We start from the raw sequence: 20,662 nt of genomic DNA on the forward strand, positions 1-20,662 counted from the left end.
CAGCAGGCTCGTCGGTGTTGAAGGGCTGGGGTGCGGGTGCCAGGCCCCGGGGCGCCGTGCAGGTCGGCACGGCCTCGTAGTGGAGCACGGTGGGGAAGGGCTCGTAGAAATGGTGCAGCAGGGCGCGCCACTGCTGGTACTCGGGCGACTTGCGGAATCCCTGCTCGTGGTGGGCCACGCTGTCCCAGCGCACCAGCAGCAAGTAGTGGTCGGGCCGCTCCAGGCAGCGTTGCAGCTCGTGGCCGCGGTAGCCGGGCATGGCGGCGATCAGGGCCTGGGCCTGGGCGAAGGCCTTCTCGAATTCGGCCGAGCTCCCGGGGCGCAACTGCAGCGGGGCGGTTTCCAGGATGCCGGGCGTGGCATGGCCCGCGGCGGGCGCCAGGGCTCCGGGCATTCCCTGCTGCACGTATGACAAGGTTTCCATCATGCCTCCTTCAGCGAGCGGCCAGTGTGCCACCGCCCGGCCCCGGTGCCGGGCCGCGCGGGCGATTAGCACGGGACCGCCCAGCCTGGATAGATGAAAACACCTATCCATCAAGTTAGTCGACATTCAATATATTACAAAAGCACAAGCGATATACAAGATCGCCCCTGTGCAGCCAAGCCCAAAGCAAGGTCGGCGGAACCACCGCGACACGCAGGGCTCCAAGGCCGGGACCCCCCGTTCCGCCGCCCAACAACCGCTGCACCACGGGGTGCAACACAGGTGCAATCTTGAAAAAAAATCTGATCACGAAGGCCGTCCTCCTCTCGCTGGGGCTGGCCGCCACCGGAGGGGTGCTGGCCCAGGAGACGCTGGAGCGCGTGGAGGTCACGGGCTCCTCGATCAAGCGCATTGCCAACGAGGGTGCGCTGCCGGTGCAGACGCTCAGCCGAGCCGACATCGAGCGTTCGGGCGCCCGCAATGTGGAGGACCTGATCCAGGCGCTGCCCGCCATGCAGGGCTTCCAGACCTCGTCCGCCTCCGTCAACGGCGACGGCCCCGGCGGCGTGCAGAACGCCTCGCTGCACAATATCGGCGCCTCCTACACCCTGGTGCTGCTCAACGGCCGCCGCCTGGCCGCCTACAACGCGGGCTCCGCGGTCAACCTTTCCAGCATCCCGCTGGCCGCCATCGAGCGCGTGGAGGTGCTGACCGACGGCGCCTCGGCCCTCTATGGTTCGGATGCCGTGGCCGGCGTCGTGAACTTCATCCTGAAGAAGAACCAGACGCAGCTGGCGCTGGATGCCTCCGTCTCGGTGCCGCAGAAGCACGGCGGGCGCTCCAGCAGCGTCAACCTCAGCAAGGGCTTCGGCGACTATCCCGTCGATGGCTACAACGTGATGCTGGCCTTCGCCCATGAGCGCCAGAACGAGCTCAATGCGGCCGATCGCGACTTCGCCAAGTCCGGCGTCGTGCCCTTCACGCACGAGGGCAAGGCCTACACGCTCTACGAATCGGCCCGCAACACGGCGCCGTCCTCGGTGACCCTGGGCCTGAAAAACCCGCTCACCGGTCCGGGCGGCAGCGCCGTCAGTGCGCTGACCTTCTCGCCGGACTACCTCAAGAACGGCAAGTGCGGCCCCAACACCGTGTTGGCCACCGTCAGCCTGGACCAGGCCTGCCAGTTCGACTACGCCGCCACCGTGCAGCTGCTGCCTTCCACCAAGCGCGACAGCCTCTTCGCCGCGGGCACCGTCAAGCTGAACGAGACCACCAGTGCCTTCTTCGAGGCTGTGGCCTCCAAGTTCGAGCTGAAGGAGCGCCATGCGCCGGTGGCCCAGGCCATCTCCCTGAACCTCAGCGATCCGCTGTACGCCGCCAATGTCCAGCCTTACCTGGCCAAGCTGGGCGTTGACCCGGCCAACGTCAGCAAGGCCACGACCAACAACCGCTTCAGCGATGCCGGTGGCCGCTCGGACCTCTTCAAGACCGAGGCGCGCCACCTGGCCGTGGGCGTGGAAGGTGTCTTCCGCGACTTCGACTACAGCGCCAGCTATGTGCACTCCACCAGCCGGGCCGACACCTACTACGACGGCGGCTACCTGCGCCAGAGTTGCTACAACGAGCTGCTGGCCAGCGGCAAGTTCAACCCCTTCGCACCGGTGGGCGGCAATGCCAGCGCCTTCGCGCCCTGCATCCTGAAGGAGCGCAATGACAGCACCCGCACCGCGCTGGACACCGTGGGCGCGCGCATGTCCGGCGAGCTCTTCCGCCTGCCCGCGGGCCCGGCGATGCTGGGCGCGGGCGGCGACCTGACACGTCAGAAGTACGACTACGATCCCAGCGCGCTGGCCATGGGCCCCAATGCCCTGCACAGCGGCACCGACACCGCCTTCGGCCGCGGCACCGGCGCCCTGCCCATCGAGGCCAGCCGCCGCAATTGGGGCCTGTTCGCGGAGCTGGCCCTGCCGGTGACCAAGACCCTGGAGACCACCGCTGCATTGCGCTACGACGACTACAGCGCCGTGCAGAACAACGTCGTGCTGAACGATCTCGGCAAGCTGGCCGCGCCGGCCAAGCAGGGCAACGCCAACAGCAAGGCCACCTACAAGCTGGCCTTCAAGTTCCAGCCGCTGGACACCGTCCTGGTCCGCGGTTCCTACGGCACGGGCTTCAAGGTGCCCGAGATGGACCTGATCACCCGGGCCATCTCCGGCGGCACCAACACCAGCGGCGCCTATGCCTGCCCGGTCAAGGCGCCGGACCCGCGCGCCGTCAACTGCGAGGGCACGACGCAGTACGACCTGCTCAGCGGTGGCAATCCGCTGGCCGGCGCCAACGGCCTGAAGCCGGAGGAGTCGCGCAACATGACGCTGGGCCTCAAGTTCGAGCCTATGAAGGGCCTCAGCGCCGGCCTGGACTACTGGGCGGTCAAGATGAAGCATCAGATCGTGTCGCTGCCCGAGACCCTGGTCTTCGGCAATCCCACGGCCTATGACAGCCTGATCCGCACCGTCTACGACACGGCCCGGGGCTCGGACAAACTGGCCGTGCTGCTGCCCAGCTATAACCTTGGCAGCTCGCGCTACAGCGGCGTGGATTGGGAACTGTCCTCTGCCCACAAGCTGGAGGGCCTGGGCCGTCTGGCGCTGAGCTGGTCGGGCACCTACATGCTCAAGTCCGAGATCGACGACGGCGCGGGCAATGTGGAGAACTCCGTGGGCCGCTTCGACGCCTACAACACCGTGACCTTCCGCGTGATCCAGCGCGCCAGCGCCACGCTGAGCCACGGCATGTTCAGCCACACCGCCACCTGGAACTGGCGCAGCGGCTACCACGACAAGGAGCAGTCCGCCGCGGACGGCAAGGTGCGCGCAGTCAATGCCGACGGCAGCCTGGGCGCCTATGCCACGGTCATCCGTGACGTCGAGTCCTACGGCACGCTGGATTGGCAGACCCGCCTGCAGCTGCTGAAGTCCACCGCGCTGACGGTGGGCATTCGCAATGTGCTGGACCAGGCGCCGCCTTTCTCGCTGCGCACCTCGGGGGGCGGCAATCAGATCGGCTTCGATGCACGCTATGCCAATCCGCTGGGTCGTACCTTCTACGTGAACGCCAGCTACAAGTACTGATCCCGGGAAAGGCCGGACAGGCCTTCGGAGGAAGAGGAGCGTCAAGGCCCCGGGCAGCCCGCCCGGGGCCTTGTCGTTTTCTGACGGCGCCCAGCCGGCGGGGCGGGCCCTCAGCGGCGCCGCGCCCGGGGCTCGGCCGTGCCCTCGATGCCGATCCAGAGGTAGACCGGAATGGGCTTGCCCTGCCAGGTGGCCGGGGCGAAGCGCCACTGACGGATATAGGGGAAGAGCAGCGTCTTCTCGCAGGCATCACCCTCGACGGGCACGTGGTGCGAATGCACGCCGGCCACGCTGCCGTCGGCCTCGATCAGGGCCTCGTACTCGCCCACGGGCTTGCGGGCCAGGCAGCGGGCGTCCTGGGGGGCGACGATGGTCAGGGCCACGGGCGGGATGAATCCGGGCTCGCCGATCCGAGGTGGCCCGTCGAAGGCCGAGCTGCCCACCGGGTGGAAGCTCAGCGCGAAGCCGGGGTGACCCGCAGCGTGGGCGGCCTGCGCGGCGCACATCAGCAGCGCTGCGCTCAGCCGCCGGGCCCAGACCGGGGCCGAGCAGGCGGCGAACTGTCGGGCGGCGGGGGGCGATGGGGCGTGCAACATCCGAGGGCTCCTGTCGATGCCGGAGGTGGCTGCGATGTTAGCCCTCCGACGGCCTGGCCTGGCCTGGCCTGGCCTGGACCGCCGATGGCGTGGGCGCAAGAAACGGGCTGCCCTGCGCGGTCACAGCGGCGAGCATGCACCGCCTCAACCTCTATCGAAGGAATGAACGATGGCATGTCTGGCAGACAAAGTGGCTCTGGTGACGGGAGCGAGTTCGGGCATAGGCCGGGCCGCGGCCCTGGCGATGGCCAGGGAGGCCGTGGCCGAGGAGATCCGCCGGGCCGGCGGGCAGGCCCTCGCACTGGCCGGCGATGTGCAGAACGAGGCCTATGCGCAGGCCCTGGTCGGGCAGGCGGTGTCGGCCTACGGCGGCCTGGACATCGCCTTCAACAATGCCGGCACCCTGGGCGCGATGGGCGAAAGTCCGTCGATCACCCGCGAGGACTGGGACACAACCCTGGCCATCAATCTGAGCAGTGCCTTCCTCGCGGCCAAGCACCAGATTCCCGCCATGCTGAGGCGGGGGCAGGGCTCGGTGATCTTCACCTCGACCTTTGTCGGCTACACGGTTGGCTTTCCCGGCATGGCCGCCTATGCCGCGAGCAAGTCCGGCCTGCTGGGCCTGACGCAGGCCCTGGCCGCCGAGTTCGGTGCTCGGGGCATCCGGGTCAACGCCCTCTTGCCCGGCGGCACGGACACGCCCATGGGCCGCCAGCTCGCGGACACCGAGGACAAGGTCCGGCACGTCAGCGACCTGCACGCGCTGAAGCGCCTGGCGACGCCAGAGGAGATCGCCGGCACCGTGCTGTACCTGGCCTCCGAGGCCTCGTCCTTCACCACGGGCGCGGCCCTGCTGGTCGATGGCGGGGTGTCCATCACGCGGACTTGAGCTTCAGCGGGCCTCGCGCTCGTGGAACACGGCCTCGAGCTTGTGCCCGTCCGGGCCGATGACCAAGGTCGCGTCGTCGTCCGCGTGGTCGTGGGGGCGCAGGCCCGGGGCGCCGTTGTCCAGGCTGCCGGCCGCCAGCGCCTTGCGGTGGAAGGCGTCCACCTGCTGGCAGCTGCGGGCCGAGAAGTCCAGGTGCAGGGGGGCGGGCTTCTGGTTGGTCTGGTGCAGGCACAGCGAGACTTCGCTGCCGGGCTGGCACAGCTTGACGCCGAAGCCGGGCTCGCCTTCGCCGCCCTTGTACACGCCCAGCGGCGCCAGCGCCTTCAGGAAGAAGGCCTTGCTGGCTTCGTAGTCGCTGACACCGAACTTGACGTGATCAAACATGAGGTCTCCAGGAGAGGGAAGGGCGCGGCCGGCCGGGCTCCTCTAGGCGCCGCAGGCCGGGTCGCCCGGGATGTTGCGGCCGAGGTGGATGTCGCGCTGCACCTGCCAGACGCCGTCCTGGCGGACCGGCAGGGAGATGCCGTTGCCGCCCCGGTTCCTGGCGATGCGCTGGACCTGCCTGGGCGTGAGCTTGGGGTCGTCGGCGAACATGATGTCGTCGATGTAGTAGGTGGCGCAGCCCGGTTCAATCACATGGAAGTGGATGTGCTCGGGCACGTCCTCGCCCGGGTAGCTGCCGGGCCGGATGGTGTCGAAGGTATAGCGGCCCGAGGCGTTGGTCTTCACCCAGCCGCGCAGGCGGCCCTGGCGCCGGGTCTCGACGTCAAGGATCCCGGCCAGCTCGGGGTACACGCCCCGGCTGTCCGTCTGGTAGGCGTAGAGGATGACGCCCGCCTGTGCCTGGCCCTTGCGGTTTAGCACCCGTCCGGTGACGACCATGGGCGCGCCCGGCTCCGAGGCCGGGGCGATGCGGGCACGGGCGCCCAGCTGCGCCGGCATGCCGAAGAACACGGCCTCGCAGCCTTCGCAGGGCAGCCCGACGACGGGCTCCCGCTGGCCCTGCGCCCCTGCGGGGGTGGCGGCCAGCAACAGCATCAAGAAGAGGTGTCTCATGGGGGTTCTCATGGGGGTTCTATTGAGACCAGGGGGCCGTGAGGGCAGGGCCTGGGCCGTTGATGGGTGGGGCAGGCGGGGTCAGGTCTTGCGCGGCTGCTGCCCGCGGGCTAGGCCGCCAGGCCGGCCCGGCGCAGCAGCCATCGGCCGAATCCCTCGCGTGCCGGCGGGAGGGGCGGTGCCTCCTGCACGCCCATCGCCAGCAGGCGCTGAGCCACGGTCGCCAGTCCGGCCCGGCGGGCCGCCTGCAGCGGCGTGGCGCCATCGAATTCCGAGAGCAGATGCGGGTCCGCGCCATGTTCCAGCAAGTACAGCGCCACCGCCTCCTGCCCGGCCAGGATGCAGGCCACCAGCGGCGTGCCCAGGAACTCCGGATGGGCGTAGTTGAGGTCCACCCCCTTGATGGTGTGATAGCGGACCAGCTCCAGGTCCCCGTTGCAGGCCGCGTGGAAAAGTTCCTTCCAATCTCCTCCGGACATGGTGTCTCCCTTATGCAGGATGTCGTGCTGGATGTCGTGCTGAACCTTGTGCCTCGCCGTGTGCCTCACCGTGTTCGGCACCTGAAGCTGCACCTCGTCTCGGCTGACCGCAGGTCCGTGCCCGCAAGCGGGTCGCGGGGCGGGTGCCAGGTCTTGCCTGCGTGGCGGCTGTGGTGTGGACGTTGCTGTATGGCAGGTGCCGCATGACAGGCGCTTCGTGAAGGGTGAAGGGTGTGGGCCGTTGCATGAGAGGTGCTGCGTGACAGAAATTGCCGACGTCCGCTACACCACGTGCGCCGCAGCGCAGGATGCCAGAGTCAGGGCCGCGGGCGCAAGCGCCGGCCACCGCTCGCGCGGGGCGGGTCGCCTCCTGCCCAGGCCGGGCGGTGCGCACTACGCCCGGCGCCGTCGGCGCAGGGACCAGGCCGCCAGCACGACGCCGTCCAGGCCGAAGGCGAGCAGGCCCAGGATGCCGATGCCCAGGATGCCAATGCCCAGGGGCCTGCCGTCATCGCCATCCAGGGCATGCTCGCAGGCCGGGTACAGCAGGGCACAGATCGACGGGCATCGCAGCGTGGACGTGACGCAACCCGTGCCAGCAGGCCGAGTTGCAGGCACAGGACCGCGGCCAGCGCCAGGCGCAGGTGGCGCGGGGCGGGGGGCAGGGCGGCGGGCGCTAGCAGCGTTGCCGTGAGGAGGGGGAACTGCATGGGTCTCAGCGGGGCTGGAGTTCGTCCTCGCAGCCGACCCTTGAGAAGGTGAACTCGATCCGGCGCGTCGTTCCGTTGCGCAGGCCCTCGATGCTCACCAGCAGGCGCGACTCGTCCGACCGCGTATAGGCGATGCGCTGGGGGAAATCGTGGGCCGGATTCTCGAAGACGGCCTCCTGCGGCCCGGCGCTCAGCAGGCGGAACACCGTCGCGGGCCTGCCCGCCGGCTGGGGCATCAGCGCCAGTGTGCCGTCCTGTAGCTGCCGCAGCTGCAGAAACTCGAACTCCACGGTCTTGCCCTGCCTGACCGTCCGGCTCATGGCCAGCATGGTGCCACCTGCCGGCGGGAGCCATTGCTCCATGGTGCCGGCCTCGCCGAAGTGCCCGCGCCAGCAGCCCGCCAGCCAGGCCATACCGTCCACGGACTGCGCCCGAGCGGGCAGCGCAGCGCAGGCGGCGGCGAGGGCCAGCGCAGCGGGCGGGATGGGGCGGATACGGGAGGAGGGCATGAAGGCTCCTGTGGGTGTGCCGCTCCTCGGCCTGGGTTGGGTGCCGCTAGGTGTAGCAGATGACAGCGGCCTGCCCCTGTGCGGCGGCCTGCCGCAGGAAGCCGAGGAGTTCGCGGAAATTCTCAAGCAAATAGTCTTCGGCGTCTGCCCCCCGCCGGCGCCAGACATCGCCGAGGTAGACGTCCTTGAAGTCCGTGGACTGGAGCTGCCGCCGCAGGCCCTCCTCGTCGATGCCCTCCAATGCGGCGGCATAGCGGGCCAGGGTGCCGCTATCGACGGCCAGGGCGGGGCCATAGCCCACCTCGATGCGGCCGATGGAGCCGTCGCCGGCGAAGAAGTCCGGCGCATCCGGGGCGCATAGACCGAGGCAGTGCCGCAGGCCGTCCCAGGACTTGTCCAGATCGACCTCCATCCGCTCATGCGCCGGAAAGTCCGGCACGGCCACCGCCGGTGCGGCGGGCGCCCTGGTCTGGCCGAAGAGACGCTGCAGCCAGGAGATTCGCTGCGGGGGCGCCACCTCTGCGAGGTAGGGTGTTTCGTCGTCGGGCTCCACAAGCCGCCAGATCAGGGGCGGATCGGCGCGAAGCCGCGCCAGCTGCTCGGGAGAGAGGGCATAGAGGCTGCAGCAAATGCCCATGGTGTCGGTGCTCCTTCGGGGTCAGGTCTTGTCTCGCGGCTGTGGCCGCAGGCTGAGGTCATGCTGCCTTCAGCTGGCGCGTGCAGCCGAGGGCAGGCGGGTGGCCAACTGGACCGCCAGCTCGCGGGCCTCGACCTCGTCCAGCCCCTGGGCCAGCCGGATGGTCCTGGATCCGAAGTCGAAGGCCAGTGCGCCGCGAGCCGGACCCATGAACGGAGGCAGCCAGGCCTGGTACTGCGTCGCGCCGCCCTCCGGCGACGGGCGCAGGGCCTTGACCTCGGCAGCAGCATAGTGCCGCGTGAGGCCCAGGCCGAAGATCTCGATGCGGTGGGTCAGGGGCGTGGCATTGACCGCCAGCGTTTCCCGGCCGGCGAACTGCCACAGCATCATGCTCAGGGCGCCCAGGCCGCCCGCCGCCCGCCGTCCAGCCGGCCAGCCACAGGAGCAGGAAGGCGGTGGGTGTCTTGTCGGAGGGCTGGCGCAACTGCTCAATGACCTGCACCTCGCCAAAGCACCAGCCTCCCAGCCAGATCAGCAGGAAGATCAGGGACAGGAGGCTACGCCGGGCGGGAATGGTCGCCTGCAGGCCCTCGGCGCAGAGGGTCGTCTGGTAGCAGGGGGGCTGGGGGGTGATTTGCATGGGGCTGGAGATCAGGAAGATTCGTAGCGATCAGAAGGGGGCTGCAGGGGGCCCGAGGGGCTGGCCGGCCGTTCGCAGAAGGCCTTGAGGCCGGCAAGCCGTTTCTCGACGACTCGCGTGAAGTACAGCGTCGCCAGCGGTTCGATCAGGCCACGCAGAAGGCCGGGCCGCGCGACGATGTTGTAGCGAAACCGTGCCAGGGTGCTGTCCATCGACTGCGCCTGGAAGACCCAGGAGCCGGCGAACTTCGTCAGGAACCACGGGCCCTGGACCATCTTCACCGCGGCGCGCGTGGGCGGCTGGAGCTGCACGAAGGCCACGCGCATGTCCATGCCCAGCCTGGAGCGGATGTGGACCTGGCTGCCCACGGCGAGCCCGCCCGTGGGGCCGGCCAACTCGGCCACGGGCTCGATGCGCTCGGGGAAGGGGTCCCATTCATAGCGCACCGCATAGTCCTGCGAGATGCGGTACACCTGCTCGATCGGCGCGGCAATGAGGGTGTGGCGTTCTATCAGGGCCATGCGGAGTCAGTAATCACGGGTGCGGCTGGGCCGCGGATGAGGTCCTCCCCGGAGGCAGCCCAAGTCGGGCTTCGTGCCAGCGCTGCCTCCTGGCCGCCGCGCCCCATCAGCGGCGCCGGCTGCACCGGGGCTGCGCCGCTCATGCCACCCCCTGCAGGCGTGCCAGGGAAGGTGCCATCATCAGCAAGGCCGCGGTCAGTATCTGCGCCTGCGGGATCGGGGCCGGGCACAAGCTCAGATGTCGGCTCGAGGGCATGGCTTGGTTGAAGCCTTCGGTCAGGATCAGGGGCGTCATGAAGGCCAGGGCCGAGAGCAGCAGACAGCCCAGGACGGGCAGCAGCTGGAGGGTCTTCGCTTCCATGTAGGCGTTGAGCACGAAGACCGGCATGCCGATCATCACCAGGCCGCTACAGAGCAGTCGGTGCCGCAGTCCTTGCCGCACACGGGATCCCAGGCTCGATGCACTCACGATGTCCTCCTTGAAGTCGGGCTCCTGCCCCTTTTCTGGCCGTCAGCGCATGTGCGCCTCACGCTGCTGATGCTGCCATATGCCGGCCTGGTGTCGCGGCCCGCCACGAGGATCTGCGAGGGCTGGGGGTGATGGCTCGGCAGCCCAGTAGCCCAGTAGCCCAGTAGCCCAGTAGCCCAGTAGCCCAGTAGCCCAGTAGCCCAGTAGGTTAACAGGGCAACGGCATGCCCATGCAGTCCAAAGGATGCCTTGCAGGGGGGCATATGGATGCGGTCGGCATCGAGGGTCTCTGCCAGCCGTTCAAGACAAAGGTCGGAGGCGGCCTGCTCAGCTTGCGTACTTGGCAGCCAGTCTGGGAAATAGCTTTGGCAGCTCGTCTTCGTCCCATTCCTCACCCTCGGGAGTTGCCAGCTCGATGTTGTAGTCCCGCTCCAATTCGCCACCCCCCTTGGCTTCGAAGGCCTTGGGCGCCTCATAGGCAAAGAGCTCAAGGTCGAAGTAGTCTCGCCTGGGAATCTCGGCCAGGGAATCGGGGTCGGCGAGGGTGGCTTGGAATCGCGCGCGCCCTTCGGAGATGAGCCAGTGGCAGAAGTAGAGGAAGCCGTCATCCGAGCAGCCCCCATTCATCAGGTAGGCCGCACCCCAGAGATCCCATCGATAGGCTTGATGGATGCAGCGGTCATACTGGTTCTGGAAGGCCTGGATGCCCTCCAGCGACAGCGCATGCAACTGCCGGCCCAATGCGCTCACGCGCTCATCGAGGTTGTCGCCGGCTTCCCTGCGGGCAGCATCGATAAGGGCCCAGAACTGGTCTTCGCTCATGTCTTTGATCCTGGCCGAACGTTTGAAGAACGGGTTGGCAAGGGCGGGCCATTGTGACGGCCTGATCGAACGCAGCGTCAATGACTGCCATGCCAGTGAATGCAGGAGCCATGAGCGCGGGGTCAGGTCGTGCGGGGTGTTTCTTGCGATCGGCGCCAAGTGGGGTGTCATGCTGATCTCCTGAGGTCATTTGCAGGACAGGAATGTGGCCCTACTAAGAGTTCGGGGCCATCATCAATGCGGGGGGATCCCGCCCGCCCCCAGCGCCCATTCGATGGTGGATGTCGCGGCTTCTTATGCTGTCTAGATTCCGTCGGATGGAACCTGACCCGTACAACGTCGCCTCTGCAGCAACGATCGCCGAGGGAACGACCTCCAAGAAGAAAGCAGGCCCGGCACTCGGCTTTCCGCTGCGCAGGGGCGGGCCGTCCGGCCCTGCCTTGCTTCTGGTGGACCAGATGCGCGAGGTCCTGCGTCAGCGCCATTACGCAGTTCGCACCGAGCGGGCCTATGTGGACTGGGCTCGTCGCTTCATCCGCTTCCATGGGCAGCAGCATCCGGCTGATCTGGAAGCCGGTGCGGCGGCGGCCTTCCTGACGCATCTGGCGCTGGAGCGCGGGGCCGCTCCCTCCACGCAGTATCAGGCCCGCGCGGCGCTGATCTTCCTGTACGGTCAGGTGCTCCGGCTCGATGCCCCCTGGCTCAGCGAACTGGTACGGGATCAGGCTCGGCAGCGCCTGCCCGTGGTGCTGACGAGGGCCGAGGTGCAGGCCCTGCTGGGCGAGCTACAAGGTCCTGTCTGGCTCATCGCCTCCCTGCTCTATGGCAGCGGGCTGCGCCTGCGGGAAGCGCTTCGCCTGCGCGTGAAGGACGTGGAGTTCGGCCGCCGTGAACTCCTCGTTCGCGAGGGGCCTCCTGCCAAGGATCGCCTCTTGGCCTTGCCGGAGTTCCTGGTCGAGGCGCTGCAAGGGCATGTCGCCCAGGTGCAGGCCTTGCATGAGGAAGACCTGGCTGCTGGCTATGGCCAGGTGCGCTTGCCCCAGGCGTTGGCCGCCGGGCATCCGGCCGTCTCGCGAGCCCTGGGGTGGCAGTGGCTGTTTCCTGGAACCCGGCTGTCGGTCGATGCCCGCAGTGGCGAGGTGCGGCGCCACCCGGTGCTGGAAGGCGCGGTGCAGCGCGCCATTGCTGGAGCCGCCTGGCGAGCCGGCATTCTCAAGCCCTGTTCGCCGCATGTGCTGCGCCACGCCTTCGCCATGCACCGGCTGCAAGCGGGGCATGACGTCCGCAGCGTTCAGGCACTGCTGGGCCATCGGGATGTCCGGACCACCCTGGCCTACACCCACGCGCTGGGCGCAGCAGGGTTGGAGGCCTGTGATCCTCTGGCGTCGCCATGAGCCTGCCATGAGCCCTGACATGAGCCCCGACATGAGCTCGCCGATGACCACCTCCCCGCCCTGCGGTTCCTTGGCCCGCGCTGCCTTTGAGCCGGGTGCGGTCGCCGATGCCGGCGCCAGTACCAATGTCGGCGTCGGCGTTGGCCGAGGCGTCTGGGGCGATAGGTGCGCTGTCGCCTTTTCCTTTTGCAGAGCCCGAACCGGCGCTCCGCACCCTCGCACCATGCCCCTGGGCGGGGATCGGCCGCATCCTGGTCTATCGGAAATCCCGGCTTCCCGCTTCGTCCGCCATGCGCCCCAGCCAGGGACTCAGATCCTCGAAGCTCTCGGCCAGGAGATTGCAGATGCCCTCGCGGCTGCGCTGCCAGCGGCCCTGCACGGCCAGCAGCCGGGCGGCGAGGATGGTGCTGCGGTGCCGGGCATAGACGTCCGCCCAGACGATGACCTGGATGCTGCCATGTTCGTCTTCCAGGCTGATGAAGAGCGTGCCCTTGGCGGTCTGGGGCTTCTGGCGCACCGTCACCAGGCCGCCGGTACGGACCCGTCGGCCATTGGGGACCTGGGCCAACTGGGCCGAGCTGCGCAGGCCATGGTCCTGCAGGCGGCCGCGCAGCAGGGCCAGAGGATGGCGGCGCAGGCTCAGGCCCAGGGAACGATAGTCCCACAGCAGTTCCTCGCCCTCGGGGGCCAGGCTCAGTTGCAGGGGGGGCTCATGGATGGGTGCGTCCTGCAGCAAGGCCGGGGTACGCCCCTGCGCACTGGCCTCCCAGATCTGCTGGCGGCGATGGCCGGCCAGGCTGTGCAGGGCATCAGCGGCGGCCAGCAACTGCATCTCGCGCGCATCCAGGCGGGCTCGCAGGGCCAGGTCTTGCGCATCACGATAAGGGGCTGGCGGCGCTGGATGCGCACCGGGTGCTCCGTGCGCTCCCACGGCCTGGGAGGCCTCAGCCGGGCTGTCCGCAGTCCAGGCGTGGGGGGGCGTCTGCTGCGGTCGCCCTTCTCGCCGGGCCACGAGGCGCCGCCCTGCCTCCTCGCCGAGCCCGGCAACCAGGCGCAGGCCCAGGCGCACGGCGGGCTGGGGGCGGCTGTGTGTGAAGGGCAGGGCGCGGTCCTTTGCTGGGGGCCCTGCCTCGCCTTGCATCCAGCTGCGTTCAAGCTCGCCGGCACGCGGGGCGATCTCCAGGCTGCAGTCCCAGTCGCTCAGGTTCACATCCGCCGGGCGTACCTCGACGCCATGCCGCTTGGCATCCTGCACCAGCTGCGCAGGGGTGTAGAAGCCCAGGGGCTGCGAGTTGAGCAGGGCGCACAGAAAGGCCGCCGGCTCATGCCTCTTGAACCAGCAGCTGGCATAGGTCAGCAGGGCGAAGCTCGCCGCATGCGACTCTGGAAATCCGTAAGACGCAAAACCCTGAATCTGCCGGAAGATGGCCTCGGCGAACTCGTCCGCATAGCCCCGTGCCCGCATGCCGCTCAGGATGCGCGCATGGAACTGGGCCAGGTCGCCGGGGCGTTTCCAGGCGGCCATGGCGCGGCGAAGCTGGTCCGCCTCGCCCGGCGTGAAACCGGCGGCGATCATGGCCACCTGCATCACCTGCTCCTGGAAGATGGGAATGCCATAGGTGCGCTCCAGGGCCTCTTTGAGTGCCTCCTTCGGATAGCGGATGCCGTCCTTGCCCTTGCGCCGGTTCTCCAGATAGGGATGGACCATGCCGCCTTCGATGGGCCCGGGCCGCACGATGGCCACTTCCACCACCAGGTCGTAGAAGCAGCGAGGCTGCAGGCGCGGCAGCATGGACATCTGGGCTCTGCTCTCGATCTGGAAGGTGCCGACGGTGTCGGCCCTGCAGATCATGTCGTAGGTGGCCTCATCGCCCTCAGGGATGCAGGCCAGCTCCAGCGGGCGCTCACGGTATTCCTCGCGCAGGCCATTGACCAGCGCGAAGCAGCGCCGCAGCGCCGAGAGCATGCCCAGGGCCAGTACATCCACCTTGAGCAGGTTCAGGGCATCGAGGTCGTCCTTGTCCCACTCGATGACGCTGCGGCCTGGCATGGTGGCGTTCTCGATGGGCACCAGGCGCGAGAGCCGGCCCTGCGTCAGCACGAAGCCTCCCACGTGCTGGCTCAGGTGGCGGGGCATACCCATCAGCTGACGGGCCAGCACGATGAGCTGGCGCAGGGGCAGCTCCTGCACGAGGTCCCGGCCCTGGCGCTCCAGGATTTCCTGCTGCAGGGTCTGCAGCCGGTCTTCGGGCAGGATTTCCTGGGACCAGCCGGAATGGTCCTTGGCCAGGCGCTCGACCAGGACCTCCTCGATGCCCAGGGCACGGCCCACGTCGCGCAGGGCGCTGCGGGCGCGGTAGCGGATCACCACGGCGGTCAGCGCGGCGCGATCCCGGCCGTAGCGCTCGTAGAGGTACTGGATGACCTCCTCCCGGCGCTCATGCTCGAAATCGACGTCGATGTCTGGAGGCTCATTGCGCTCCCGGCTGATGAAGCGGCCGAAGAGGAGGTTGCCGCGCTCGGGGCCGATGCTGGTGATGTACAGGCTGTAGCAGACCAGGCTGTTGGCTGCCGAGCCCCGGCCCTGGCAGAGGATCTTGCGGGAGCGGGCAAAGCGGACGATGTCCGCCACAGTGAGGAAGTAGTGCTCGTAGCCCAGCTCGCAGATGAGGGCCAGTTCGTTCTCGATGGTCTGGCGGTGTTGGGGCGGCACGCCTTGCGGCCAGCGGCGCTGCATCCCGGCGTAGGTCATCTTGCGCAGCCAGCTCTGCGCCGTGTAGCCAGCCGGCACCACCTCCTCGGGGTACTGGTAGCGCAGTTCGTCCAACGAGAAATGGCACAAGGAGGCGATCTGCAGGGTCTCGGCCAGGGTGTCGGCCGGATAGATCTGGCTCAGGCGCAGGCGGCTGCGCAGGTGACGCTCTGCCTGTGGATGCAAGGCTCCGCCGCAGGCATGCAGGGGGCGGTTGAGCCGTGTGGCCGTCATCACGTCCTGCAGGGGCTTGCGGGAGCGCACATGGAAATGAACGTCGCCACAGGCCACCAGAGGCAGGGCCAGGTGCTCGCCCATCTCGCGCAGCAGCTGCAGCCATGCCTCGTCGGACAGCTCGCGCAGCAAGCACAGGCCCAACCACAGCTGCCCCGGCGCGCAGGCGGCCTGCAGGGCGCGGGCCTGCTCGAGCAGATCGGCAGGGGCCTCCAGGCGGCGGTCCGGCAGCAGCAGGACAAGACAGCCACTGAGCTGCCCGGCCGCCAGGGTCTCCTGCAGCAGAGGCCAGTCCAGGCGATAGCGGCCCTTGACGGGAGAAGCGCGGCGCAGTCGGGTGATGAACTCGCTGAGCTGTCCATAACCTTCACGGTGGCGGGCCAGCAGCAGCAGCTGGAAGCCGGGGCCGGGGTTCTCTCCCGGCGCAGGGGGCAGCCCTCCGGCCGTGGTGGTGGATGCCAGGATGTCGGCTGCCCGCCCGGCCTGCTCTTCCTGCTTCTTCTGCTCAGCCTGTCCCGCCTGCGCACCCATCTGTGTATTCCTTGGCGCACTCATGGATGCCCCACCCTGCCAGCCCACCCGGAACTGGCTGCCGATGATCAGCTGAACCACCTCCAGCTCGGGGTCCAGCTCCGGTGCCTCCTCGCGAAGCTGGCCGACGAGCTTCTTCAGGGCCACATGGGCCCGCACCACGCCGGCCAGCGAGCACTCGTCCGCCAGGGCCAGGGCGCGGTAGCCCAGCTGCTGGGCACGCAGCACCAGCTCCTCGGGGTCCGAGGCGCCGCGCAGAAAGCTGAAGTTGCTCAGGCATTGCAGCTCGGCATAGCCCGGCAGCACGCGGACGCCGGGCCGCGCCTCCCCCGATCGCCCCGCAGCGCCGGGTGTGTTCGCGTCCCGAAGCATGCGCTGCAGGGCTGGCGGCAGAGGGCGCTCAGGCTTGCGGCTGCCTGGAGGATGGGAGCCGTCCTCGTCGGGCGCGGGGTGGATGGGTGGCATGGCAGGCGCACCTCAGGCAAAGAAACCCTGCAGATACCAGTGCATCGTGGAATCCGGATCTCCCTGGGCGTTCTGCGCATCCAGGGTGTCCGGGGCGAGCTTGCCGAAGCCAGGCGCGGCCGCCCGCGAGGTCAGGGCCAGGCCTCTACGCGCACGAAAAATCCACAGCAGCTGGCCCTGGGGGTTGCGGGCCAGGTAGTAGTCCCGCTGCACCTGAGGAGCAGGGCTGCCGTGCTCATGAGGCAGGACCTGGCCCGGCCAACCCCACCAGCCACTCTCGACCCGTTGCGGGCCCAGCAGCAGCTGCAACTCTCCTTGGTAGAAGGGACGTTCGTGCGGGCTCGGCAGGCGCAAGGGGGGCTCCAGCAGCCAACTGGGCTGCGGGCCCGGCCAGGCGGCCGCCTGGCTGCCCATGCTGCCCATGCTGCCCATGCTGCCCATGGCGGCGCCCCTGCCAGGCGATGCCGTTCGGTCCGCCCAGGCCTCCTGGCCTGGGTCTCCTGGGGCCGTGGTGTCCCCGCCCCAGGAGACCCAGGTCTGCATGGCTTCGGGCCTGGCATCGGCCTGAAGCCGGCTCTGACAGACCTGGGCCGGTCCCAGTCGCACGGCGCAGCGCTGCAGCAGCAGACTCAGGGGCTCGCGGGCAGGGGCGCGGGCGTGCTCGTCCAGGCGCAGGGCGTCGTTGGGCGGTTGCAGGGGCTCGATGCGATCCACCCACAGCCGCAATTCCGCCACAGGGGCAGGCAGGGACAGCCGGGCCAGATGCTCACGAAGAAGACCTTGCAGATGCTCAAAGCTGCGGGTGAGCTCGGCGCTGCGCAGGAGCAGCTCGCCACCGGGTGGGCAGTCGCGGGCCCGCATGGCGTCGTGCTGCCAGCCCAGGCGCAGGCTGCTCAGACCGGCATGATGACCGCTGAGCCAGGCGCAGCAGCTGCGCAGCAGGCTTTCGGCATGCGGCATCAGGGCAGGGGCATCGTCCAGGCGCCAGGGCAGCTCCAGCCGGGCCTCAAAACGTTCGGGCAGCCGGACCCAGTCATGGGCCTGCTGCAGATCGCCATAGGCTCGGTCCAAGGCCAGCAGCAGCTCGGCCCCGAAGCGCCGCGCCAGACCAGCCCGAGGCAGGCGCCGGACATCTCCCAGGCGCCGGCATCCCAGCCGAGCCAGCATGGGCGACTGGGCTTGCACGGCGCTGAGGCAGGTCAGGGGCAGGGCATCCAGCAAAGGATGCAGCGGGCGCGTCAGGCCATTGCGTCGTCCGCCGCGCAGCAGGGCCAGGGCGGCGATGGCGTTGGGCGCCCAGGCCATGGCGGGAGGAGCGGCGGGCGCGGGGATGGAGGTGCTGGAGGTGCTGGAGGTGCTGGAGGTGCTGGAGCTGGCGGGCAGCAAACCCAGGGCGCGTCCCTCACGCTGGATGCGCTCATGCAGGCTTCGCAGGCCGCCAAACAGGCGCAGGCAGCTGGACACCTCCAGCAGCACCGCCTCTTCCAACAGACAGACCCTGGGGGTGAACTGCAGGGCCCACCAGGCCAGTTGCTGCTGAGGGCTGGGCTGGCCCGAACCGGCCTGCGCGGTATCAGCCCGTTGAGAGCCGGTCTGCGGGGCGTCCATCTGCGTGGTATCGGTCTGGGGGCGCAGGGCCAGCCAATGTGGGGCGATCGAGGCCGGCGCCGCATGAGGGCGGGACATCAACTCGGGGGTGATCACCCCGGGGCTGATCACCCCGGGGCTGGCGCGCAGGCATTCCTGGGCGCCTCTCTCGCTCTGTGCACCAGGCGCATCAGGCGCAAGCCCTGGGGAGCAGCCCGGCAAGTGATCCTGCAAATGACTCGGCAAATGACTCGGCAAATGGACCTGCGAGCGGCTCTGCGAGTGGACCCGCGAGTGGACCCGCGAGTGGATCGCCAAGCCTTCGCCTCGCGCATCAGCCCCGACCCCTTGAAACTCAATCGGCGAATGGGCAGGCGCCCCATCTGCACCTTGTGCTTCAGGCAGGGCCCCTTGGCAGTCAACCGGCGCGTGAGCTTGCCCGTGGACGGGCAAGTCCCTGCCTCGTGCATCAGGCCTGCCCCCCTGGCGCCTGCTCGGCGAAGGGGCCGGTACGCCCTCTGCCTCTGGCGTATCTGGCACGAGCCCCTGGGGGTGGCTCGGCGGGCTCATGCTTCCACCTCTGGCATCGACGCCCGGGCCAGGGGTGAGAGGCGGCCGGGGGCCTGCTGTGTCCGGGCCGGCTCGCCGGCATGGGCGGGCGGCTGTGGCGGTGCCACGCCCTGGCGCAAGCGGGCGGGCAGGCTCTGCTCCAGGCGCGGGGGCAGGCTGTGCAACTGCAGGGGCTGGACCATGGCCGGTCCGCGGCGCTTGAGCAGCAGAACCTCCAGCAGGCCCGGGGCCAGCCCCCGCGAGGCGGCGGGCTGGCTCAGGCGCAGGCGCAGGGGGGCCGCGGAAGACTGGGTTGCAGCACTGTCCGGCCGCATCAGGAAAATGGGCACGGGGGAGTTCAGGGCCGCGGCCTGCAGGCGCCGGATCTGCTCAGGCTGGGCGTCGTCCAGCCAGGCCAGCACCGCACCGGCGGCCTGGGACTTGATGGCCTGCTCAGCTGCCCACAAGGCCTGATGCAGCGTCTGCTGAGCCCTCGAATGCCTGAGCGCAGGCGACCCGCGATGCTCCCCCTGCTGTGAGCGCTGTCGCGATCCCTGCTTCGGTATTCGCTGAGGTACTTGCTGCGATCCCTGCAATGCCGCCAGCCGCTCCCCCAGAGGCAGCTGCTGACGCAGCGCCTCATGCACCTCTGCATGCGCTCTCCCATGCATGCGGCCCCCATGCATGCGGCCCCCAGGCAGCACCTCATTCAGGCGCTCATATGACTCCAACCGCCCCTGCGTGCCGATGTCCTCCGGCCCGGGGGTGGCTTTGATCCATACCCACTGCGCTGCTTCCAGGCCCAGGTCGAGCAGACCCGGGCCGTGGGGCATGAAGGGCGGAGCGATCAGCAGAATGGGAGGCATCGCCGGAGAGCCACCGCCGATGGTCTTGCTGCCCCTTGAGCTGCCGAGGACGGCGCTGTTGCCTGTCGAACTGCAGCCCATGGATCCTCCGCTGGTGGCGCCGCCGGAGGGGGGCGCAAAAAGCCGGCGCAGGGCCGGGGCCAGCAGGCGCCACTCGGCATGCTGGCCGGCAGGCTGAAGGATCTCGCAGAGGGACTGGCTGGGCCAGCCGCCGCCTGGCAACTCGGCGTCCAGGGCCGCAAAACCGCTGCTGAAGACGTGGCTCTGGCAGCGCCCCAGGCTGCCCGCCTGCCACAGCCGGCCCTCCCGCAGCAGCGGGTGGTCCAGCAGGGCGGTGCGGGGGGAGGCGGGCGGGGCGGCAGACATGGACAGGTGCAAACAATACTGTATATAAAAACAGTATAAAAGCTGCTGCCGGGATGTCCAGATGGCCGTGCATGTACGCAAGGCGTACTGACGAGGGCCAAACCCCCAAGAATTTGGGGGGTAGAAGTCCTGGGTTGCCCTTCTGGAAAGGGGCAGGCTTGCATAATCAGGGAAAACCCGAAAAGGCTGGAGGGGGACTGAAACCATGACTCAGCCCAAGGATTTTTGCGTGTCCACTGCCGTTCCTGCCGTTACCGCTGCCTGGGCTCCCTCGCCTGTGTCTGCAGCTGCCTCCGTACGCCTCCTGCCGGAAGGCGGCTTCTCCATGAGCGGCCCGGCTCCCCTGACCTCGATGGGGCCGGCCGAGCGCCTGACCGAGCGGCTCTGGCTGCGCGCCCCCGATGCGGCCGACCTCCCCGCGCTGCACGAATTCCATGCCGACCCGGCCACCCACCGCTACAACCCGGCCGGCTGCGTGCATGCGCTGGCCGATATGGAGGCCGAACTGGAGCGCTGGCTTCTGCACTGGCAGCACCATGGCTTCGGCTACTGGCTGGTCTGCCGGCGTGAGCGCCCGCAGGAGGTGCTGGGCGTGGGCGGCATCATGCGCAAGCGCATCGACGGCCAGCAGGCGATGAATCTGCACTTCCGTTTCCGGCCCCAGGCCTGGGGGCAGGGCTATGCGGCCGAGACCTCCTGCGCCGCCCTGGCTCTGGCTTTCGAGCAGTTGCACGAGGCCGAGGTGCTGTCCGTGGTGCGGCCGGCCAACCATCCCGCGCGCCGAACCCTGGAGCGCGCCGGCCTGCGCCTCATCGGTGCCTGGGGAGATGTGCCCGGCCAGGCGGCCAGCCTGATCTACGAGATGAACGAGGGCTGCTATCTGGAACAGCGTACCGCCGGACGCTGCTGCAAGCCTCAGGACCGCTAGCCTGCCCATGCCGGACAGGCACGAGCACGCAGCCGTGCGGCACACGGCACGATGCCTGCCACCGCAGGCGCCCCATCCTGCCGAGGAGACCCAGAATGAGCTGGGTC

18 protein-coding genes and 1 pseudogene are annotated in these 20,662 nt (G+C 68.9%); 4 read left to right on the forward strand and 15 right to left on the reverse strand.

Annotated elements, in window-relative coordinates; translation table 11 throughout:
* Positions 1–67: 67 nt before the first annotated feature.
* A pseudogene (locus H5407_RS13230) lies at positions 68–394 on the reverse strand (antibiotic biosynthesis monooxygenase family protein); the annotation flags it as partial.
* Positions 395–714: 320 nt separating this feature from the next.
* Here H5407_RS13230 and H5407_RS13235 point away from each other — a divergent pair.
* On the forward strand, positions 715–3,555 hold the full coding sequence (locus H5407_RS13235) for a TonB-dependent receptor domain-containing protein (protein WP_183104920.1): 2,841 nt from the start codon (positions 715–717) through the stop codon (positions 3,553–3,555).
* A gap of 110 nt (positions 3,556–3,665) precedes the next feature.
* Here H5407_RS13235 and H5407_RS13240 read toward each other — a convergent pair whose 3' ends face one another.
* Positions 3,666–4,151, reverse strand: coding sequence for a hypothetical protein (locus tag H5407_RS13240; protein WP_183104921.1), 486 nt, complete (start codon positions 4,149–4,151; stop codon positions 3,666–3,668).
* Between the two features lie 169 nt (positions 4,152–4,320).
* On the opposite strand from H5407_RS13240, the gene H5407_RS13245 reads away from it, so the two are divergent.
* A complete protein-coding gene (locus tag H5407_RS13245; RefSeq protein WP_183104922.1) occupies positions 4,321–5,040 on the forward strand; it encodes an SDR family oxidoreductase in 720 nt (239 codons plus the stop codon).
* 3 nt (positions 5,041–5,043) lie between these two features.
* Here the strand turns inward: H5407_RS13245 and H5407_RS13250 are convergent, their stop codons facing one another.
* From H5407_RS13250 to H5407_RS13295, 10 genes are all read right to left on the reverse strand, one after another.
* Positions 5,044–5,424 (reverse strand): VOC family protein, encoded by a 381-nt coding sequence (locus H5407_RS13250; protein WP_183104923.1) that lies wholly within the window; start codon positions 5,422–5,424, stop codon positions 5,044–5,046.
* Positions 5,425–5,466: 42 nt separating this feature from the next.
* Complete coding sequence (locus H5407_RS13255) at positions 5,467–6,096, reverse strand: hypothetical protein (protein WP_220800597.1); 630 nt, start codon at positions 6,094–6,096, stop codon at positions 5,467–5,469.
* Positions 6,097–6,206: 110 nt separating this feature from the next.
* The gene (locus H5407_RS13260) at positions 6,207–6,575 is read right to left on the reverse strand and encodes an ankyrin repeat domain-containing protein (RefSeq protein ID WP_183104924.1); all 369 of its coding nucleotides are present in this window, start codon (positions 6,573–6,575) and stop codon (positions 6,207–6,209) included.
* Positions 6,576–6,968: 393 nt separating this feature from the next.
* Positions 6,969–7,193, reverse strand: a complete 225-nt coding sequence (locus tag H5407_RS13265; RefSeq protein ID WP_183104925.1) for a hypothetical protein — start codon at positions 7,191–7,193, stop codon at positions 6,969–6,971.
* 97 nt (positions 7,194–7,290) lie between these two features.
* The gene (locus H5407_RS13270) at positions 7,291–7,794 is read right to left on the reverse strand and encodes a DUF6265 family protein (protein ID WP_183104926.1); all 504 of its coding nucleotides are present in this window, start codon (positions 7,792–7,794) and stop codon (positions 7,291–7,293) included.
* 46 nt (positions 7,795–7,840) lie between these two features.
* On the reverse strand, positions 7,841–8,431 hold the full coding sequence (locus tag H5407_RS13275; protein WP_183104927.1) for a DUF1877 family protein: 591 nt from the start codon (positions 8,429–8,431) through the stop codon (positions 7,841–7,843).
* A gap of 69 nt (positions 8,432–8,500) precedes the next feature.
* Positions 8,501–8,821 (reverse strand): hypothetical protein, encoded by a 321-nt coding sequence (locus H5407_RS13280; RefSeq protein ID WP_183104928.1) that lies wholly within the window; start codon positions 8,819–8,821, stop codon positions 8,501–8,503.
* A gap of 261 nt (positions 8,822–9,082) precedes the next feature.
* Entirely contained in the window at positions 9,083–9,592 is a 510-nt protein-coding gene (locus H5407_RS13285; protein ID WP_183104929.1) for a type II toxin-antitoxin system RatA family toxin, read from the reverse strand.
* A 139-nt stretch (positions 9,593–9,731) separates the two neighbouring features.
* Entirely contained in the window at positions 9,732–10,061 is a 330-nt protein-coding gene (locus tag H5407_RS13290; RefSeq protein WP_183104930.1) for a hypothetical protein, read from the reverse strand.
* 327 nt (positions 10,062–10,388) lie between these two features.
* Entirely contained in the window at positions 10,389–11,054 is a 666-nt protein-coding gene (locus H5407_RS13295; protein ID WP_220800599.1) for a DUF4240 domain-containing protein, read from the reverse strand.
* A 146-nt stretch (positions 11,055–11,200) separates the two neighbouring features.
* Between H5407_RS13295 and H5407_RS13300 the strand changes: the two genes are divergently transcribed.
* Positions 11,201–12,277 carry an integron integrase gene (locus H5407_RS13300; RefSeq protein WP_183104931.1) on the forward strand — a complete coding sequence of 359 codons (1,077 nt, stop codon included), beginning with the start codon at positions 11,201–11,203 and terminating at the stop codon, positions 12,275–12,277.
* A gap of 256 nt (positions 12,278–12,533) precedes the next feature.
* On the opposite strand, the gene H5407_RS13305 is transcribed toward H5407_RS13300, so the two are convergent.
* The 3 genes from H5407_RS13305 to H5407_RS24870 form a co-directional block, all read right to left on the reverse strand.
* A complete protein-coding gene (locus H5407_RS13305) occupies positions 12,534–16,259 on the reverse strand; it encodes an error-prone DNA polymerase (protein WP_255501233.1) in 3,726 nt (1,241 codons plus the stop codon).
* A gap of 12 nt (positions 16,260–16,271) precedes the next feature.
* Complete coding sequence (locus H5407_RS13310) at positions 16,272–17,945, reverse strand: DNA polymerase Y family protein (RefSeq protein WP_183104932.1); 1,674 nt, start codon at positions 17,943–17,945, stop codon at positions 16,272–16,274.
* 467 nt (positions 17,946–18,412) lie between these two features.
* The gene (locus tag H5407_RS24870) at positions 18,413–19,627 is read right to left on the reverse strand and encodes a hypothetical protein (protein WP_183104933.1); all 1,215 of its coding nucleotides are present in this window, start codon (positions 19,625–19,627) and stop codon (positions 18,413–18,415) included.
* Positions 19,628–19,952: 325 nt separating this feature from the next.
* Between H5407_RS24870 and H5407_RS13320 the strand changes: the two genes are divergently transcribed.
* The gene (locus tag H5407_RS13320; RefSeq protein ID WP_220800601.1) at positions 19,953–20,555 is read left to right on the forward strand and encodes a GNAT family N-acetyltransferase; all 603 of its coding nucleotides are present in this window, start codon (positions 19,953–19,955) and stop codon (positions 20,553–20,555) included.
* The last annotated feature ends 107 nt before the right edge of the window (positions 20,556–20,662 follow it).

The sequence above is a fragment of the Mitsuaria sp. WAJ17 genome, from assembly GCF_014174515.1.
Lineage (GTDB): Bacteria > Pseudomonadota > Gammaproteobacteria > Burkholderiales > Burkholderiaceae_C > Roseateles_B.